This window comes from Lederbergia galactosidilytica (assembly GCF_017873565.1).
In the GTDB taxonomy this organism is placed as follows: Bacteria; Bacillota; Bacilli; order Bacillales; family Bacillaceae_C; genus Lederbergia; species Lederbergia galactosidilytica.
This window is the reverse complement of record NZ_JAGGKH010000030.1, coordinates 24,594-39,010: the sequence shown is the minus strand read 5'-3', so window position 1 is coordinate 39,010 and position 14,417 is coordinate 24,594. Positions and strand designations below refer to the sequence as shown.

Sequence of the window (14,417 nt, the reverse complement as noted above, 5' to 3'; positions counted from 1 at the left end):
GATTTGCAGACGACTTCTGCATCTATGTGAAGAGCAGGCGCGCGGGGGAACGTGTTTTGGAAAGTATTACAAAGTTTCTCGAACATGACCTGAAGTTGAAAGTGAACCAAGAAAAGAGCAAGGTGGGTTCTCCGGTCAAACTCAAGTTCCTCGGTTTCTGCCTCCATTCTACTTCTAAAGGTGTTGGGTGCAGACCGCATCAGTCCGCAAAAAGTCGATTCAAATCCAAATTAAAGGAAATCACCAAACGGAATCGCCCGGGTAGCTTTGATGAGATTGCCAAAGAAATTAACCAAGTGACAGTAGGGTGGATAAACTACTATGGAATAGGCTTTATGAAAAGTTTTATTAAATCCATGGCGAAGTGGCTGAACCATCGGTTACGGCAACTGACATGGAAACGTTGGAAGAAGATATGGACAAAATACCGCCAGTTGCGAAGGCTTGGAATTTGGCATGAGGAAGCCTGGAAAGTAGCAAACTCCCGGAAGGGATACTGGAGAGTCTCCAAAAGCGAAACACTACACAAAGCAATCAAAACAGAAACGCTCACCAAGTGGGGTCTGAAAGACCTGAACCACCTGTATGAGCGTCGATACTTAAGTTATTGAACCGCCGTATACGAGAACCGTATGTACGGTGGTGTGAGAGGTCGGCTAATCAATTAATGATTAGCCTCCTACTCGATTATGGAAACTATTGATCATATGGGAAGAGCGCTGTCTCGATCGATTAATTCTTGTCCCAAGAATAGCTTTTGTACTTTTTAAAATCTATGTAAATAAAAAAACAGCAAATAATAGAGGCAATTTCATGGTATATTAGATGATGAATAAGAAATAGTAAATACTTATTCACTTCCTGTTTTACCTGATTCATCTTTTAAGTTACTTATTGTATTGTGATCACAGCTTATAAATCGAAGAGAAGGTAGTACACCTACTCTTATATGTTAACGATTACAAATGTGATGGGGTTAGAAAGCTTGTAGATCATTTGTACTTGCCTGTATATCAATTAATAAAGTAGCTATAGCAATCTCTTTAATTACAATAAGCGCAATACATCTTTTTAGTAAAGAGCCAGAACTGTGAAAGGATGGATCTAGAAAATCATGGGTACTACGTTTAATTAAGGAGGAAAATCATGGGGGATCTTTTAGTACCGTTGTATCGATTATCGGCTGATGTAAAAGCGGATGAACAAAAAACGTATACGATTCGTAGACCTATCCCACCAGAAAAACATATTGTGGTGGACTGGGTAAGAAAGCATTTTTCCGAGAAATGGGCAAGTGAGTGTGAAGTAGCTTGTTCACAAACACCTGCTGCTTGTTTGATTGCGGTAGAAGGGAATAAAATATTAGGTTTTGCCTGTTTCAATGTTACCTATCTGAACTTTTTCGGTCCAACAGGAGTTGATGTAGAGGCACGTGGCAAAGGAATCGGGCGAGAACTACTCTTGCTTAGTTTACTTGAAATGAAACATATGGGATATGCTTATGCTATTATTGGCGGGGCTGGACCTGTTTCTTTTTATCAGAAGACAGTTGGAGCTATCGAAATACCTGACTCAAATGATGGAGCTTATAAAGGTATGCTGGATGGTTAAAATTATTAGTAAGCGTAAGCATGATGATCGCAACAGTAAAAGTGAGAAACCATCATCGTGGCTTCCTTAATATTGTTGAGAATATATATAAGAGCATTATAGTTTTATCTGCAGCCTACATATATTTAGCTTATTGCGGAAGAGCATCAAACCTTAGGCTCTAGGCCGCTACCACGCTAATACATCCTGTAGAGAATCTGAATATGTGGGCTGCTTTACACTAAAAAATAATAAAACTTCGCTAAATCTATAGTTTTCATTGGCCACCTCTACTTCTCTAGGACTCTCCATATACTTCTTTCGTTAAATCCCTTCATTTCTTTCTATAAAAATGAAAAGTCCCAGTTAGATCACAACCACTTTTTTAATCGACAAATCTCCTGTTTTCATAATCTCATTATTAATCTGAAAATGATTTATTTGAATAACCATTTTATTGGATCTGAATATGTTGATGACAGAGTCAATAAATGGAGGTATGGAGATGGCTTTAGAAGAAAGAAAAACCCTTGCTTGGCATGAGACACTTGAAATTCATGAATTGGTTGCAGCCCAGTCGACTGGATTAATCAAGCTGAAAAAATCGGTAAAAGAAATAAATGATTCAGAATTACAAAGAATTTACCAACAGGCAATTGGAGATATAGAATTAAATCTAAATGAACTCATTCAATTTTACGCTTCAACTCCATCTGTTTCAGAAAGAGAAGAATTAGAGCGAGAAGATAGCGGATTTTATGCTGGGGAACTCCTTATATTTAGCAAGACTTTGGTCCGAACATATGCAGGAGCTATTACCGAAACGGCTACATCTGTCTTAAGAAAAACATTAACAAAGCAACTTTTAAGAGCGATTCACTGTCATGAAAGAATTTTTAATTATATGTATAAAAAAGGTCTTTATCCAGCTTATGATTTAGAGGCATTATTAAATCAGGACCTTCAGAATGCCACAAAAGCTTTAAAAATGAAATAGATGAAAATAAAAGTAGTGTGACTGTAAATTTGGATCAATCTTTAGTTTGACGATTATTTCCAACATGAAGAGTGTTAATGGATTAGGGCGCGAATATTAACGCATATGGTTAAGTCAACTTTAGATCATCCTTAAGTTTTTCTTGTCTGTGAAAAAATAAATTAGTTTCGCTAAGTAGTGCTTTAACAGCGCTTCCCCAAACCTCTTAAACATGCTTTCCATCTGTACAACAGGCACTTGCATTTTTCGGCGCTTCGCCGTCCCCCTTCGCTTTCCTGCAGCATATGAAGGAAAGAGGAGGGGAATTTTATGGGGAAAAAAAGTGATTTTTCCATAGCTGTCATACTTCTCATTTTGATGATCCCTTTATTCTTTTTTATGATCAAAAATATTGATTGGACAACAGGAGAACTGAAACAAGAACAGCAAGAAGAACAAAATGCCAATAATCATAAAGATGAAAAAGGCACCAGTGGAAAAGAGAAAGAAAACAAAGAGAAAAATAAGGATAATGAAAAAGGAGATTCACAAGCAAAAAAGGAACAAGCGAAGGATCATGAAAAAGGCAAAGGCAAAGACAAAGACAATGGCAATGATAAGGATAAGGAAAAACAAGATGAAGATAGAACTTTTTGGGGAGTAGATTCCGCAAGTATGACAACAAAAGAAGTGTATGCTTGTGTCAATGAACAATTTGGAAAACCAAAAATATGGGGAAGGTATCTTGGGACTAAAGAGGATGTATCACAAGGAATCACAAAAGATGAAAGTCAATATTTACGTGAGCAAGAGATTAAGATCTTGATGATCTATAATCACTTTAATGATGCGAGAGGATATGATCAAGGTGTCGAGTTAGCCAAACATGCTGTTTCCCTTGCAGATGACATCGGACTCCCAAAGGAGAAGGCCATCTTTGCCGATATTGAACCTGATTATCCGGTAGATGCCTCATTTATTCAAGGATGGTTTGACGGAATAAAAGCTACATCGTATCATTCAGGAATTTATGGAGTATTTGCAGAGGAACAACCATTGTACAAAGAATATGAACAAGCCATTAAGGACAATAAGGAAGTTGGGGAACAAATGATTATTTGGACCGCCCATCCTCAGATAGAAATTACCTCAAAAGAAAAAGCACCACCATATGAACCTGTAGCACCAAAGGGCAGCTTTTTATTAGGATGGCAGTATGGAATTGATGCTAAGACATGTAATATTGATACGAATCTTTTTAAAGGCGAGATCATCGAATATTTATGGTAGGACTGGTTGATTTTAAGGACCAGTCTTTTTGTGTTAAGTAAAGGCTTAAATAGTAGCCTGTGAAGATGTTTAGCGTAAGCTCCAGCACTTAATAAACTTCCGGTTTCCTTCATCCCAGCCTGTAAGATGTTTGCCGAAACAGCATTGCCACAGGACATGGTGCCAATTGTCGTTTCTCCTTTGCTATAATTTTCGAACGAGCGCTCTGATCTTGTTCTTTAGATCATTAACTTGAAGTACCATTTCATGCCTTGACTATAGAGCTTGAAAGCTTGAATCTGTTAGTCTTATTAAAGGTATGTATAAAAGCTTCCTGTAAGGAAATACAAAAAGAAAATGATCAGGAGGTTTTCCCATATGCAAAAGACCTTTATAGAAACAAAACAACGCCCTTTCTCTATACCAAATAAACGTTGGGTAATGACACAGACTTGGAACCACTTATTATTTTGTCATTGGCCTATCGAGGAAGAAATCATCCGTCCGCTGATCCCTGCCCAGTTAGAATTGGACAAGTTTGCAGGAAAAACCTGGCTTGGTGTAATTCCATTTCAAGTAACAGAAATGCGTATTCATGGATTGCCGAAGCCTCCTTATATTCATAACTACATTGAATTAAATATCCGGACGTATGTGACTTATAAAGGAACACCAGGTATTTATTTTCTTACTTTAGATGCTGATAAATGGTTAGCTGTTTTGGGTGGGAAAATAGGCGCTTTGCTACCGTATCGAAAAGCTGAGATGGAATTGAAGGAGGAAGACCATTTCATTCAATTTCGAAGTAAACCGATTGAAGCTAATCAACAAGGTAGTTTAGCCATACAGTATCGCCCAACATCACAACCTTATTCACCAATAGCAGGGAGCCTGGAAAATTGGCTTTTTGAACGGTATTGTTTTTTTACAACTTTGCATAATAAGGTTTTGCGCGGGGATATTCATCATAGCCATTGGATTGTGAGTAAAGCGGAAGCTGAAGTAAGTCGATCTAATTTTGGAAAGTTAAATGCAAATAAGCATATAAGGCATGAGAAGTACAGCAAAATCCCTCTGCAGTTCCATTCTAGTCAGGAAGGATTATTTCATTATGTTCGAAAAAAACAGGCATTTATGTGGAAACTAAAATTGGCCAATTCGGAAAAGTAATAGAAAATTGGACAATTTTAAAAAATGATTAAATTCTCCCAGGGAATTTAGTTAAGTGATGGAAATTGTCGAAAAAATGCCGCTTCATACCCAAAATTAAATCAAAAAAACTGAGATATTGGTCCTTTTTTTACCTAAAGTGCCAAATTTAATTCTAGGACAATTATAACGGGTTGAACTAAGTGAAGTTCTAGGCAATATTGACTGAAATGTGAACTAATGATATTACTTATAGAAAATTATTATATAGTATTTTTAAAAATTCATACGATCGTATGAATTTTTTTCGAAAAGAAAGGAAGAAAAATTGCAAACTAAAATTTAGATATAAAAGTATGAAAATAGACTTAACTAGAAAATGAAGTAAGGAGTTACGATATTGTTAATTGCAGATGAACTATTAAAAGTTGATAGCGAGGAAGAAATAGTAAAAAAAATTAAGATAAAAGGAAAATATAGTCAGCTTGAAGATGCACTACGGTTTTATCGGCCGAAGATCAAGAGCCGTAGATTATCTTTGCATCCTCCCCAAATAGACCAGGAAATCGACTATTTTGCTAAGCAATTTGCAAATGAAGATCGGATTATTTTCTTCTATGATTCTCGCTATCGCTCAGGAGAAATGTTAGATCGTCTTCGTAATTGGTTTTTGCCTGATAAAGTTTTATGGCCCATAGCGATTCAAGGGAATATAGCTGAATATAAATTATTAAAAGAAGAGTTGTTACCTTTTTATCGTGATCAACAAGCTACATATTCAGATGTAAAAGACCGTGTTAGTCAGCTACAAGCGAATATGCAAAAATGGATTATATCCCCCGCGCCACTAAAGGTTCTGCGGGCAAATTCACATAACGCCATTTATAAGCAAAATAAAAGTTTAGTTTGGAAGTTAACAAGAGTTCGTTCAGAAAAAAAAGTAAATACTCTCCAAAGTGGTAGCTTGGAAAATATATGGCAAACATTCCAAAAAGAGATTTCAAAGGAAAAGATTTGGGTGGTGACGAAGGGGTTGGATCAACCTTTACCTGGGATTCCCCAACAAACTGAACTTAAAAATGAAACTTTTCCTATTGGTATACCGTACATTTATGTAGTGGCTGTTAAATAATGGTAGCTATGGAAAAGTTTGGTTAATGGAGGAACTATAATGATTAGTGCTAAGCGAAAAGCATTTATTTTTTTGATAATCGCCTTTATCTTAGCGATTATGACAGGTTGGTTTATCAATACTCAAATTTCACATGCCAAGGAAGTAATGGGGCAATCTGTGAAAGTAGCTGTGGCTAAAAAGGATATCGTTGCCTACTCCGAAATATCTGAAAATATGGTCGAGTGGATGGAGATACCAAAATCAAATGCTGGATCATCTTTTATTACGACTGAGCAGGATTTGAAAGAGCACTTATCTATTGTTGATTTAAAAAAAGGCGATTTAATAACTAAAAATTTGGTTCGTTCACAAGTAGATATTCCTGATGGTCATCGGGTTGTATGGTTAAATCCAACAGAGAATGTTTTAATGGATCAACAGATTTATGTGGGAGACAAGGTTGATATTATTGCGTCTTATGAAAAGAAAAACGAAGGTGTTATCACAAAAAGGATTATGAATGATATTGATGTTATTCAAACAGATTCCACTGTAGTAGGAGATAGTCAGCAAGAGAATGTTTCTGCTATCAAAGTTTCTATTACAGTTGAACAAGCGGAACAGTTAATCCATCTGCAAAACACAGCTAAACAGATACGGGTCCTACGTGTGAACCAAATTGAAATAAATAATCAAGAGGATACTGAACAAAACAATGCGAATATTCAACAAGATGAGAAAGAAAAAGCTGAGCAAAATGTAGAAGAACAGAAAGTGAAAGAGGCTGCAGCTGAGGAAGAGAAACAAGCGGAAATAAAGAAACAAGAGGAAGCCAAGAAGCAGGAAGAAGAAAAAAAACAAGCTGAAAACAAAAAGAAAGAAGATAAAGGAGAGAAAGAGAAGAAATAACAGTATACATAAAGTACATGTCTAAAAAGGAGGATACCTCCTTATAGTGAGGCATTAAATTTCTGTTCGTGAAATGAGGTTAATAGGAATGAGAGATGCAAGTTTATTAGTCGTAACAGATGATGAGACACTTGTAGAGGAGATAAATAGTAATTTGTCTAACGATGATATTCGGATCGCCGACACACACCATGTTGAGGAAATGTTAAAAGAGCAATATTCTTTTATATTACTAGATGAATGGATGATTGAATCTATCAATACCCAGTCAATTCCGACTACAAGTGTTTTAATTGTTCTTATGAGAGACCGTTCATTTGAAAATGCACGGAAATGGATGGCAATGGGGGCAAGTGAACTAATTATCATTCCCGATGAACTTGATAATCTAGAAGCTGTTCTACAGAAAAAGGATCGGATGAAAAGGCAGGACATAAATCATTTTAATGATGAATATGTCGGCTTAGATGGAGCAGGCGCTGTTCGGGTTTTCTATAGTGCAAAAGGAGGCACAGGGAAAACGTTAATTGCCTCCATGGTTGCGCAGAACTTACAAATTCAATATGGCCAGAGAGTAATCTTGATTGACTTTAATGTTCAATTCGGCGGTGTGGAAGTTCTATTCGGCTTAGACCCTGAAAGGTCTTACCTCGATCTATTGCCTGTTATTAATGAGCTATCGATCAATCATATTCAAAATGTGACGGTAAAAGAAGAAAATACGGGAATCCATGTACTATTAAGTCCGGCCGATCCTGAACAAATTGAATTAATTTCAGAGGAGTTAGTTACAAGGATTATCCGAACATGTCGTAACCATTTTGATCAAGTTATTGTCGATTTGCCAGCAGCGTTTAACACGGCGACCTTCATTGCCTTACATGAAGCCACACATATTTATTACGTTATGAATCCAGATAGTTTATCTGTTCGAACTTTAAAACATAGTGTAGAGCTTTTTAGACGTTATCAAATTGGAAATAGGGATAATGTCAGTTTGATTATTAACCGTCATAACTCCAAAAGTGAATTAAGCGAACAAAATATCGCCCAATTTATTGATTTACCCGTTAGTGGAATTATTCGTTCAGACTTTTATGGGTTGCAGCCCAACTTAAATATGGGAAAACCTTTTTATCTGAAGAAAAACGATAAAGGGATTTCAAAAACAGCCCAGGATGTTAAAAAGATGGTGAGAAAGTCGATTGTGAAGGGAGGTTAGTCAGAATGAAGTGGCTTGATAAAGTGAAAGAACAACCTTCTTTACATTCCGATAATCAGTGGAATGTAAAAGATGCACAATTAGAAAAACGTGCTCGTCACTATCGATCTCGTTTAATTAAAGAAGTCGATTTAGAGACTATAACAACCCTTCCACCAAACGAAATGAGACAAACGATCGAACGGTTAGTTTACCGAATGATTGAGGAAGAAAGAGCAATCATACCAAAACAGGAGATGGAAGCTCTTGTAAAACAAATTATCAATGAATCTGTTGGTTTCGGTCCGCTGGAAGCTTTGCTAAAGGAAGATAGTATTACAGAAATCATGGTGAATGGACCAAAAGAGATTTATATTGAGAAAAACGGAAAGCTTTTTAAAACAGATGTGCGTTTTAAAGATGAACAACATATTCGCCATATTATTGATCGGATCATTGCTCCTATCGGGAGAAGAATTGATGAAAGTTCACCAATGGTGGATGCACGACTACATGATGGAAGCCGTGTGAACGCGGTAATCCCACCGATTAGCATGAATGGTCCTATCCTATCGATCCGTAAGTTTAATAAGAAGCCATTCACGCATGCCGACTTAATTGGTTTTGGTTCGTATACGCCAGAAATTAGTGAGTTTCTACAAGCTGCAGTAAAAGCAAAAAGCAATATCCTTGTATCTGGAGGAACTGGAAGTGGGAAAACAACACTTTTAAACGTCTTATCCGGTTCAATTCCTAATAGTGAACGTGTTGTCATTATCGAGGATATGGCGGAGTTGAAATTTGAACATGATCATCTAGTTCGTATGGAGGCACGGCCTAAGAATATGGAAGGAAAAGGAGAAATTAATATTCGCATGTTAGTTCGAAACTCCCTTCGTATGAGGCCTGATCGCATAATCGTCGGTGAAGTTCGTGGCTCTGAAGCGATTGATATGTTACAAGCGATGAATACAGGTCACGAAGGCTCCTTAACAACAGTTCACGCGAATACTCCAAAAGATGCTCTTGGGCGTTTGGAAGCGATGGTGATTATGTCCGGTTTATCTTTAAGTGTTGAGGTTATTCGCCAATACTTTGTCGGTGCATTAGATCTAATTGTACAGAGTGAGCGATTACCGGATGGAAAACGGAAATTAGTCAGTGTTGCAGAGGTTGTGGATCGAGGTAATACGATTGAGATCATCGATATCTTTAAATTTAAAAGAGAAGGTGTGGATGAAAAAGGGAATGTATATGGTTCATTTATTTCCACGGGATATGTGCCAAGCATTTACGAGCAAATTAAAACCGCAGGTATTGACTTACCACAAACAATCTTTCAAGAAGGTGTATTAATGTGAATGCCATTTGGATTAGTAGTGGAGCTACGATCTTTTCTCTTTGTTTATCAATTTATTATTTTCTCTATTATAAAAACACCCAAAAAACAAAAAAAAGAGTGGAAGATTGGTTTGAAGGAGAGGCAGATAAAGAAAGGAAAAGTGCCATTCTGCTAATCGGAGATAAATATGATCGTTCAGAGATGGCCCAAGAGTTACAAAAAAAGCTAATCCAAGCAGATATTAGCTTAAAGCCCTCTGAATATATGGGGATTTGCTTTTTTCTCTTTTTCGCTATTCTCTTCTCAGGTCACTTTTTATTTAAATTGATTTTTGTTATTAACCTTACTTTGGCTTACTTTATTGTCTGGCTCGGTTCAAAAATGTTCTTAAAATCTAGACAAAATAAATTAACTGAAAGATTAAATCAACAGTTGCCAGAAATTTGTAGAATGATGAGCAATACGATGAAGGCGGGTTTGACGATTCCGCAAGGGATAGAAATGGTGGGGAAGGAACTAAAAGCACCAGCAGGTCCTGAATTTCAATCAATGGTGCAACAACTTCGATTAGGAACAAATTTTGAAGAAGTAATGGGGAATTTCCGAGAGCGATTTGTTAGTAAAGAATTAAATATTTTTGTTAGTACTGTATTAATTCAACATCGTGTCGGTGGAAATTTAGCTGAAGTGTTGAGCATTATGGCGGAAACACTTGAAGAGCGGGCACGCGTGAATAAAGAGGTGGACACAGTAACAGCAGAAGCAAAATTTATTGCCTTAATACTACCCATAATGCCATTAATGATGGCACTCATGATGAATTTGTTTATTGAAGGATTTTTAAATCCTTTGTTTACAAAGTGGGGCCTTGTATTATTTGCTATCTTCATATCCATGCAGTTTCTTGCCTACTTGGTAATTAAAAAAATTACGACGATAAGGGTGTAATTAAAGGATGAGTCCTTATTTTGATGTGATTGTTCAACTACTAATAATCGCAATTATACTATTCATTTTAATTGGTTTTATTTATATCTGGTTATATGTAGCCAAAAAAGAGAAGTTAATGAAGCATTTAATGCCCATCCAGTTAGTGAAAAGAAAGAGAAAAATTCAAGAGATCATTTGGAATCCCTTGATTAAAGCTGCGGAATATGTTGCGCCCACTGCAGAAAAGTATAAGTTTATGTTTGATTTTGAAAAAGACGAAAAAATACTCGTGAGAGCAGGAAATCCACTAGGTTTAAAGGTTGAGAGCTTACATGGGCTCCGTTTTGTTTTAGGTTTAGCTACTTTGTTCATTGCCATCATCTATTCATTTTTAGGTATGCCATTTGCTTTGCTAGTACTAGTCATTTTACCTATGTCTGGTTTTATGTTCCCATCGCTTTGGATTTTATATTGTGCGAAAGAAAGACAGGAAATTATTAGTATGATGATGCCTGACTTTCTTGACACGGTCAGTATTACTTTACAAGCAGGTGTTTCCCTAGATGCTGCTCTAAGGCAAGTAACCAATCAAATGGATGGCCCTTTGATTGAGGAGATTCAGCGTTTTAACCGTGAGATAGATCTGGGGGTTCCAAGAAAACAAGCCTTTGAGCATATTCTGGAAAGAAATTCGGCAAAAGAGTTAGAAATGCTTGTGAACTCTCTTGTTCAAGGTGTTGATTTAGGTGTACCCGTTTCGACTACATTCCGAGTTCAGGCCGAGGATTTGCGAGCGATGCGCGGATATCGGGCAAAAGAAAAAGCGGCAAAGGCAAGTCCGCAGGTGACACTTGTTACGACTTTCCTCGTCGCACCGGCAGTATTTTTATTGATTATTGGTTTATTATTTTTGAACATGTTATATAATCCCCAAGCTTTTGGTCTCGATGTTTGGTTTTAAGACCGAATAGGCGGATTTATATATATTATTAAAACCCCTAAGGAGGAATAATAAATGTTGACGAAATGTTATGTTTCTGTAAAAGCTAAATGGAATCGCTATGTGAATAATGAAAGAGGAGCGCAAGCATTAGAATGGATTGCCTTAGGAATGCTCGTATTAGCTATTATGGGGGCGATTGCCGCTACGATGGAAGGCGATACTTCCATGGGTGAGGCTGTTAAAAGTCAATTAGCGAAAATGATTAATAGTTTAGGTGGAGAATAATTCGTTCCTTTAGGTCTTGGGATTGTTAGCATCCATCCGTAAAGGTGTGAAATGATTTTGAAAAGCATAAAAAGGTATATAAAAAACGAAAAGGGTTCACAGCTAATTGAATTCTTAGCTGTGTTCCCGATGGTTGTCATGGCCTTATTGTTTATTTGGCAGGTTGCTTTGGTAGCATATACCGTCGTTGTAGCTGAGTCTGCAGCCCGAGACGGTGCCAGGGTTGCTTCAGTTGGGGGCGATTACGGTGCAGCTGTAGATCGCTCAGCTCACGGATTAGAGGTTAGCAGTTCGCTGTCAGAAGGAACAACAAGTTATGGAAAAGAGGTAACCGTTACGGTGAATGCAACGGTTCCATCTATTAAAATACCATTGATAGGTCGGTTTGAGCACGAGTTAAAAGCCAATGCCTCGATGCCAAAAGAGGAGGAGGAAGAAGACTAATGTGGAATCGTTATATAAAAAACGAAGAAGGGAATACACTTCTCGTTATTTTAGGATTATTAATCGGAGCGATCTTCATTAGTTTTATCTTTTTCGATTTTTTTACAACTTTTGCAACAAAACGTGTCAGTCAAACGGGCGCAGATGCTGCCGCATTAGCAGCCGCAAATGAAATTAAACATGTCTATGATGACAAATTGAAATCAGAAATTGAATTACGAATGGAGCGCTTAAGGGAAGTAGCGAATGAGTTCGTCGAGGAAAAAACAGGCGAAATCCAAGAAGAAAAAGCCGAAAAGAAAAATAAAAAGGACAAAAAAGATAGCAAAAAGAAGAAAAAAGATAAAAAAGATGAACAACCACCAGAGCTCACGAATGCAGAACTAGATAAAGTTTGGAAAGAAGTATTAGATAAAATGGAAGTTCCAAAAGAGCTTAGATCAGCTGTTCGCTATGAATATGAAGAAGTTGACGCCAATGTTGCATTAAAGTATTTTTTCAAAAATGTTTGGTATAAAGAGTGGTTTAGTAATGAGATTAAGGAAATTAATGAAGTCGCATGTGAAGCCATAATCGATGCGGAACCGCAATGGCAGGAAGCAGCCCAGTATTATGCTACAAAGAATGGGGCTGAAGAGGATATAGAACTGATTTTTAAAGGAGATGAGTTTAAAGTAATGGCAAAGGTCAAGCGAGAGGCCTCCTTTATAACGGTTGGAGATGATGCCTTTAGTGAAGACGAGCGCTCGGTATATGCTGAAGCAGAGGCCAGTATTAAAACTCCTAAAGACATTGAGATCACATGTTGGTAATACTTAAATGATCGTTCTTTAACCACGAGATCCGACCTAGGAGGTTATATTTTTTGATGAAAAACAAGCATATTGCATTTGTTCCCTACATTTTTATTCTTATATTCGCTGTAATCCTTAGTGCTTGTTCATCAAGCGAGAAAGAAGTGGCTCCACAACAAGGTCAGGTTGATTCAGTACAAACAGAAGAAGCAGAGCAAAAGGAAGACAATCATGAGAGCGAAGATGACTTACAAGCCTTCCTTACTTCTCCAACTTTACCTAATGATACAAAATCTTTTCTTCAATATCCATCAGGGAAATTTTCAATGAGGAATTATGATGAAAATCAAGAAGTAATTGAGGAAGAGTTATCCCAATGGCCTGCATTGGCAAAAGAAAATGGGGAAGAAGAAGTAAAGCAATATTTTGGGAATGTTTTAGCTTTATTTGCAGAAGATTACCCACATCCGGATAAGCTTGTTGCAGAATGGAAAGAAAATGATTTTGGTAATCCAGAATTAGAGGATCCACGTTTAGAGTTTAAAGAAAATTATAATGTAGAAATTATTTTAGATGCTAGTGGGAGTATGGCCGCTGAAATTGGTGGTACATCGATGATGCAACTAGCCAAAGAATCGATAGAAAAATTTGCAGATTCACTTCCTGATGAAGCAAATGTTGCCTTAAGGGTATATGGTTATGAAGGAACAGGTTCTGATGAGGATAAGCAATTATCATGCGAAAGTAATAAGTTATTTTATGAGATGGAACCATATGACTCTAAAAAATTTAGTGAAGCTTTAGAACAATTTCAACCGAGCGGTTGGACGCCTGTTGCTGAATCTCTATTGAAGGCGAAAGAAGACTTTGCCGAGTACGATGGTGAAAATAATACCAATATTATTTACTTAGTCAGTGATGGTGTAGAGACATGTGATGGAGACCCAGTGGCAGCAGCTAAGCAATTGTCCGAATCTAACATCACCCCATTAATCAATGTAATTGGATTTAATGTGGATAGCGAGGGTCAACAACAATTAAAAAAAGTGGCTGAAGCTGCTAACGGAACGTATGCAACAGTTAGAAATATGGAGCAACTCCAAAGTGAATTTGACCGTTCACAAGAGATGGCCAGCAAGTGGTTAAATTGGAAAATTGGGGCCGAATCAGCTAATATTGATCAAATTTTGGCAAGAGAAAATTCTATCTTTGATTATAAGTATGAATGGGGAGATAAAAGTTCTCTTGAAATTAGGAATATCGATAAGGCACTTCTTTATTTATATAAAACTCATAAACTATCAAGCGAGCAATATCAACTAATAAAAAAGGAACGCCAAGCCCGCTATGATATGGCTAATAAAACCGAGAATCGTGTATACAAAGATCTTTTAAATATGGCAAAGGAAGATTACAAAAAAATGGAGAAAGAGATAAACGAAAAGTATAAAAGTGCGCATTAATCGCTAAA

The 14,417-nt window shown here is 37.0% G+C and carries 15 protein-coding genes; all 15 read left to right on the top strand.

The features are described from left to right. Positions 1-611 (top strand): group II intron maturase-specific domain-containing protein (locus tag J2Z23_RS20935; RefSeq protein ID WP_274387295.1); only part of this gene is annotated, 611 nt, incomplete at its 5' end. Between the two features lie 535 nt (positions 612-1,146). After that, positions 1,147-1,611 carry a GNAT family N-acetyltransferase gene (locus tag J2Z23_RS20930; protein ID WP_064468409.1) on the top strand — a complete coding sequence of 155 codons (465 nt, stop codon included), beginning with the start codon at positions 1,147-1,149 and terminating at the stop codon, positions 1,609-1,611. A 484-nt stretch (positions 1,612-2,095) separates the two neighbouring features. Continuing rightward, positions 2,096-2,587 carry a spore coat protein gene (locus J2Z23_RS20925; RefSeq protein WP_057995933.1) on the top strand — a complete coding sequence of 164 codons (492 nt, stop codon included), beginning with the start codon at positions 2,096-2,098 and terminating at the stop codon, positions 2,585-2,587. 309 nt (positions 2,588-2,896) lie between these two features. Beyond that, a complete protein-coding gene (locus J2Z23_RS20920; protein WP_209975167.1) occupies positions 2,897-3,856 on the top strand; it encodes a glycoside hydrolase domain-containing protein in 960 nt (319 codons plus the stop codon). Between the two features lie 357 nt (positions 3,857-4,213). Next, positions 4,214-5,005, top strand: coding sequence for a YqjF family protein (locus J2Z23_RS20915; RefSeq protein WP_209975164.1), 792 nt, complete (start codon positions 4,214-4,216; stop codon positions 5,003-5,005). 379 nt (positions 5,006-5,384) lie between these two features. Next, positions 5,385-6,116: a hypothetical protein gene (locus J2Z23_RS20910; RefSeq protein ID WP_057987175.1), complete on the top strand. Its 732-nt coding sequence runs from the start codon at positions 5,385-5,387 to the stop codon at positions 6,114-6,116. Between the two features lie 39 nt (positions 6,117-6,155). Then, complete coding sequence (gene cpaB, locus J2Z23_RS20905) at positions 6,156-7,007, top strand: Flp pilus assembly protein CpaB (protein WP_057987177.1); 852 nt, start codon at positions 6,156-6,158, stop codon at positions 7,005-7,007. A gap of 88 nt (positions 7,008-7,095) precedes the next feature. After that, on the top strand, positions 7,096-8,229 hold the full coding sequence (locus tag J2Z23_RS20900; RefSeq protein WP_057987179.1) for a CpaE/TadZ family protein: 1,134 nt from the start codon (positions 7,096-7,098) through the stop codon (positions 8,227-8,229). A gap of 5 nt (positions 8,230-8,234) precedes the next feature. After that, positions 8,235-9,569, top strand: coding sequence for a TadA family conjugal transfer-associated ATPase (locus J2Z23_RS20895; protein ID WP_057987181.1), 1,335 nt, complete (start codon positions 8,235-8,237; stop codon positions 9,567-9,569). Next, a complete protein-coding gene (locus tag J2Z23_RS22760) occupies positions 9,566-10,498 on the top strand; it encodes a type II secretion system F family protein (RefSeq protein ID WP_057987183.1) in 933 nt (310 codons plus the stop codon). Before J2Z23_RS20895 ends, J2Z23_RS22760 begins: the two co-directional genes overlap by 4 nt. Before the next feature lie 7 nt (positions 10,499-10,505). Next, a complete protein-coding gene (locus tag J2Z23_RS20885; protein WP_057987185.1) occupies positions 10,506-11,441 on the top strand; it encodes a type II secretion system F family protein in 936 nt (311 codons plus the stop codon). Between the two features lie 54 nt (positions 11,442-11,495). Then, positions 11,496-11,708: a hypothetical protein gene (locus tag J2Z23_RS20880; protein WP_057987187.1), complete on the top strand. Its 213-nt coding sequence runs from the start codon at positions 11,496-11,498 to the stop codon at positions 11,706-11,708. Positions 11,709-11,765: 57 nt separating this feature from the next. Continuing rightward, positions 11,766-12,152: a TadE/TadG family type IV pilus assembly protein gene (locus J2Z23_RS20875; protein ID WP_057987189.1), complete on the top strand. Its 387-nt coding sequence runs from the start codon at positions 11,766-11,768 to the stop codon at positions 12,150-12,152. Then, entirely contained in the window at positions 12,152-12,964 is an 813-nt protein-coding gene (locus J2Z23_RS20870) for a pilus assembly protein TadG-related protein (protein ID WP_057987191.1), read from the top strand. Before J2Z23_RS20875 ends, J2Z23_RS20870 begins: the two co-directional genes overlap by 1 nt. 56 nt (positions 12,965-13,020) lie before the next feature. After that, positions 13,021-14,409, top strand: coding sequence for a VWA domain-containing protein (locus tag J2Z23_RS20865; protein WP_238482881.1), 1,389 nt, complete (start codon positions 13,021-13,023; stop codon positions 14,407-14,409). Positions 14,410-14,417 lie beyond the last annotated feature (8 nt).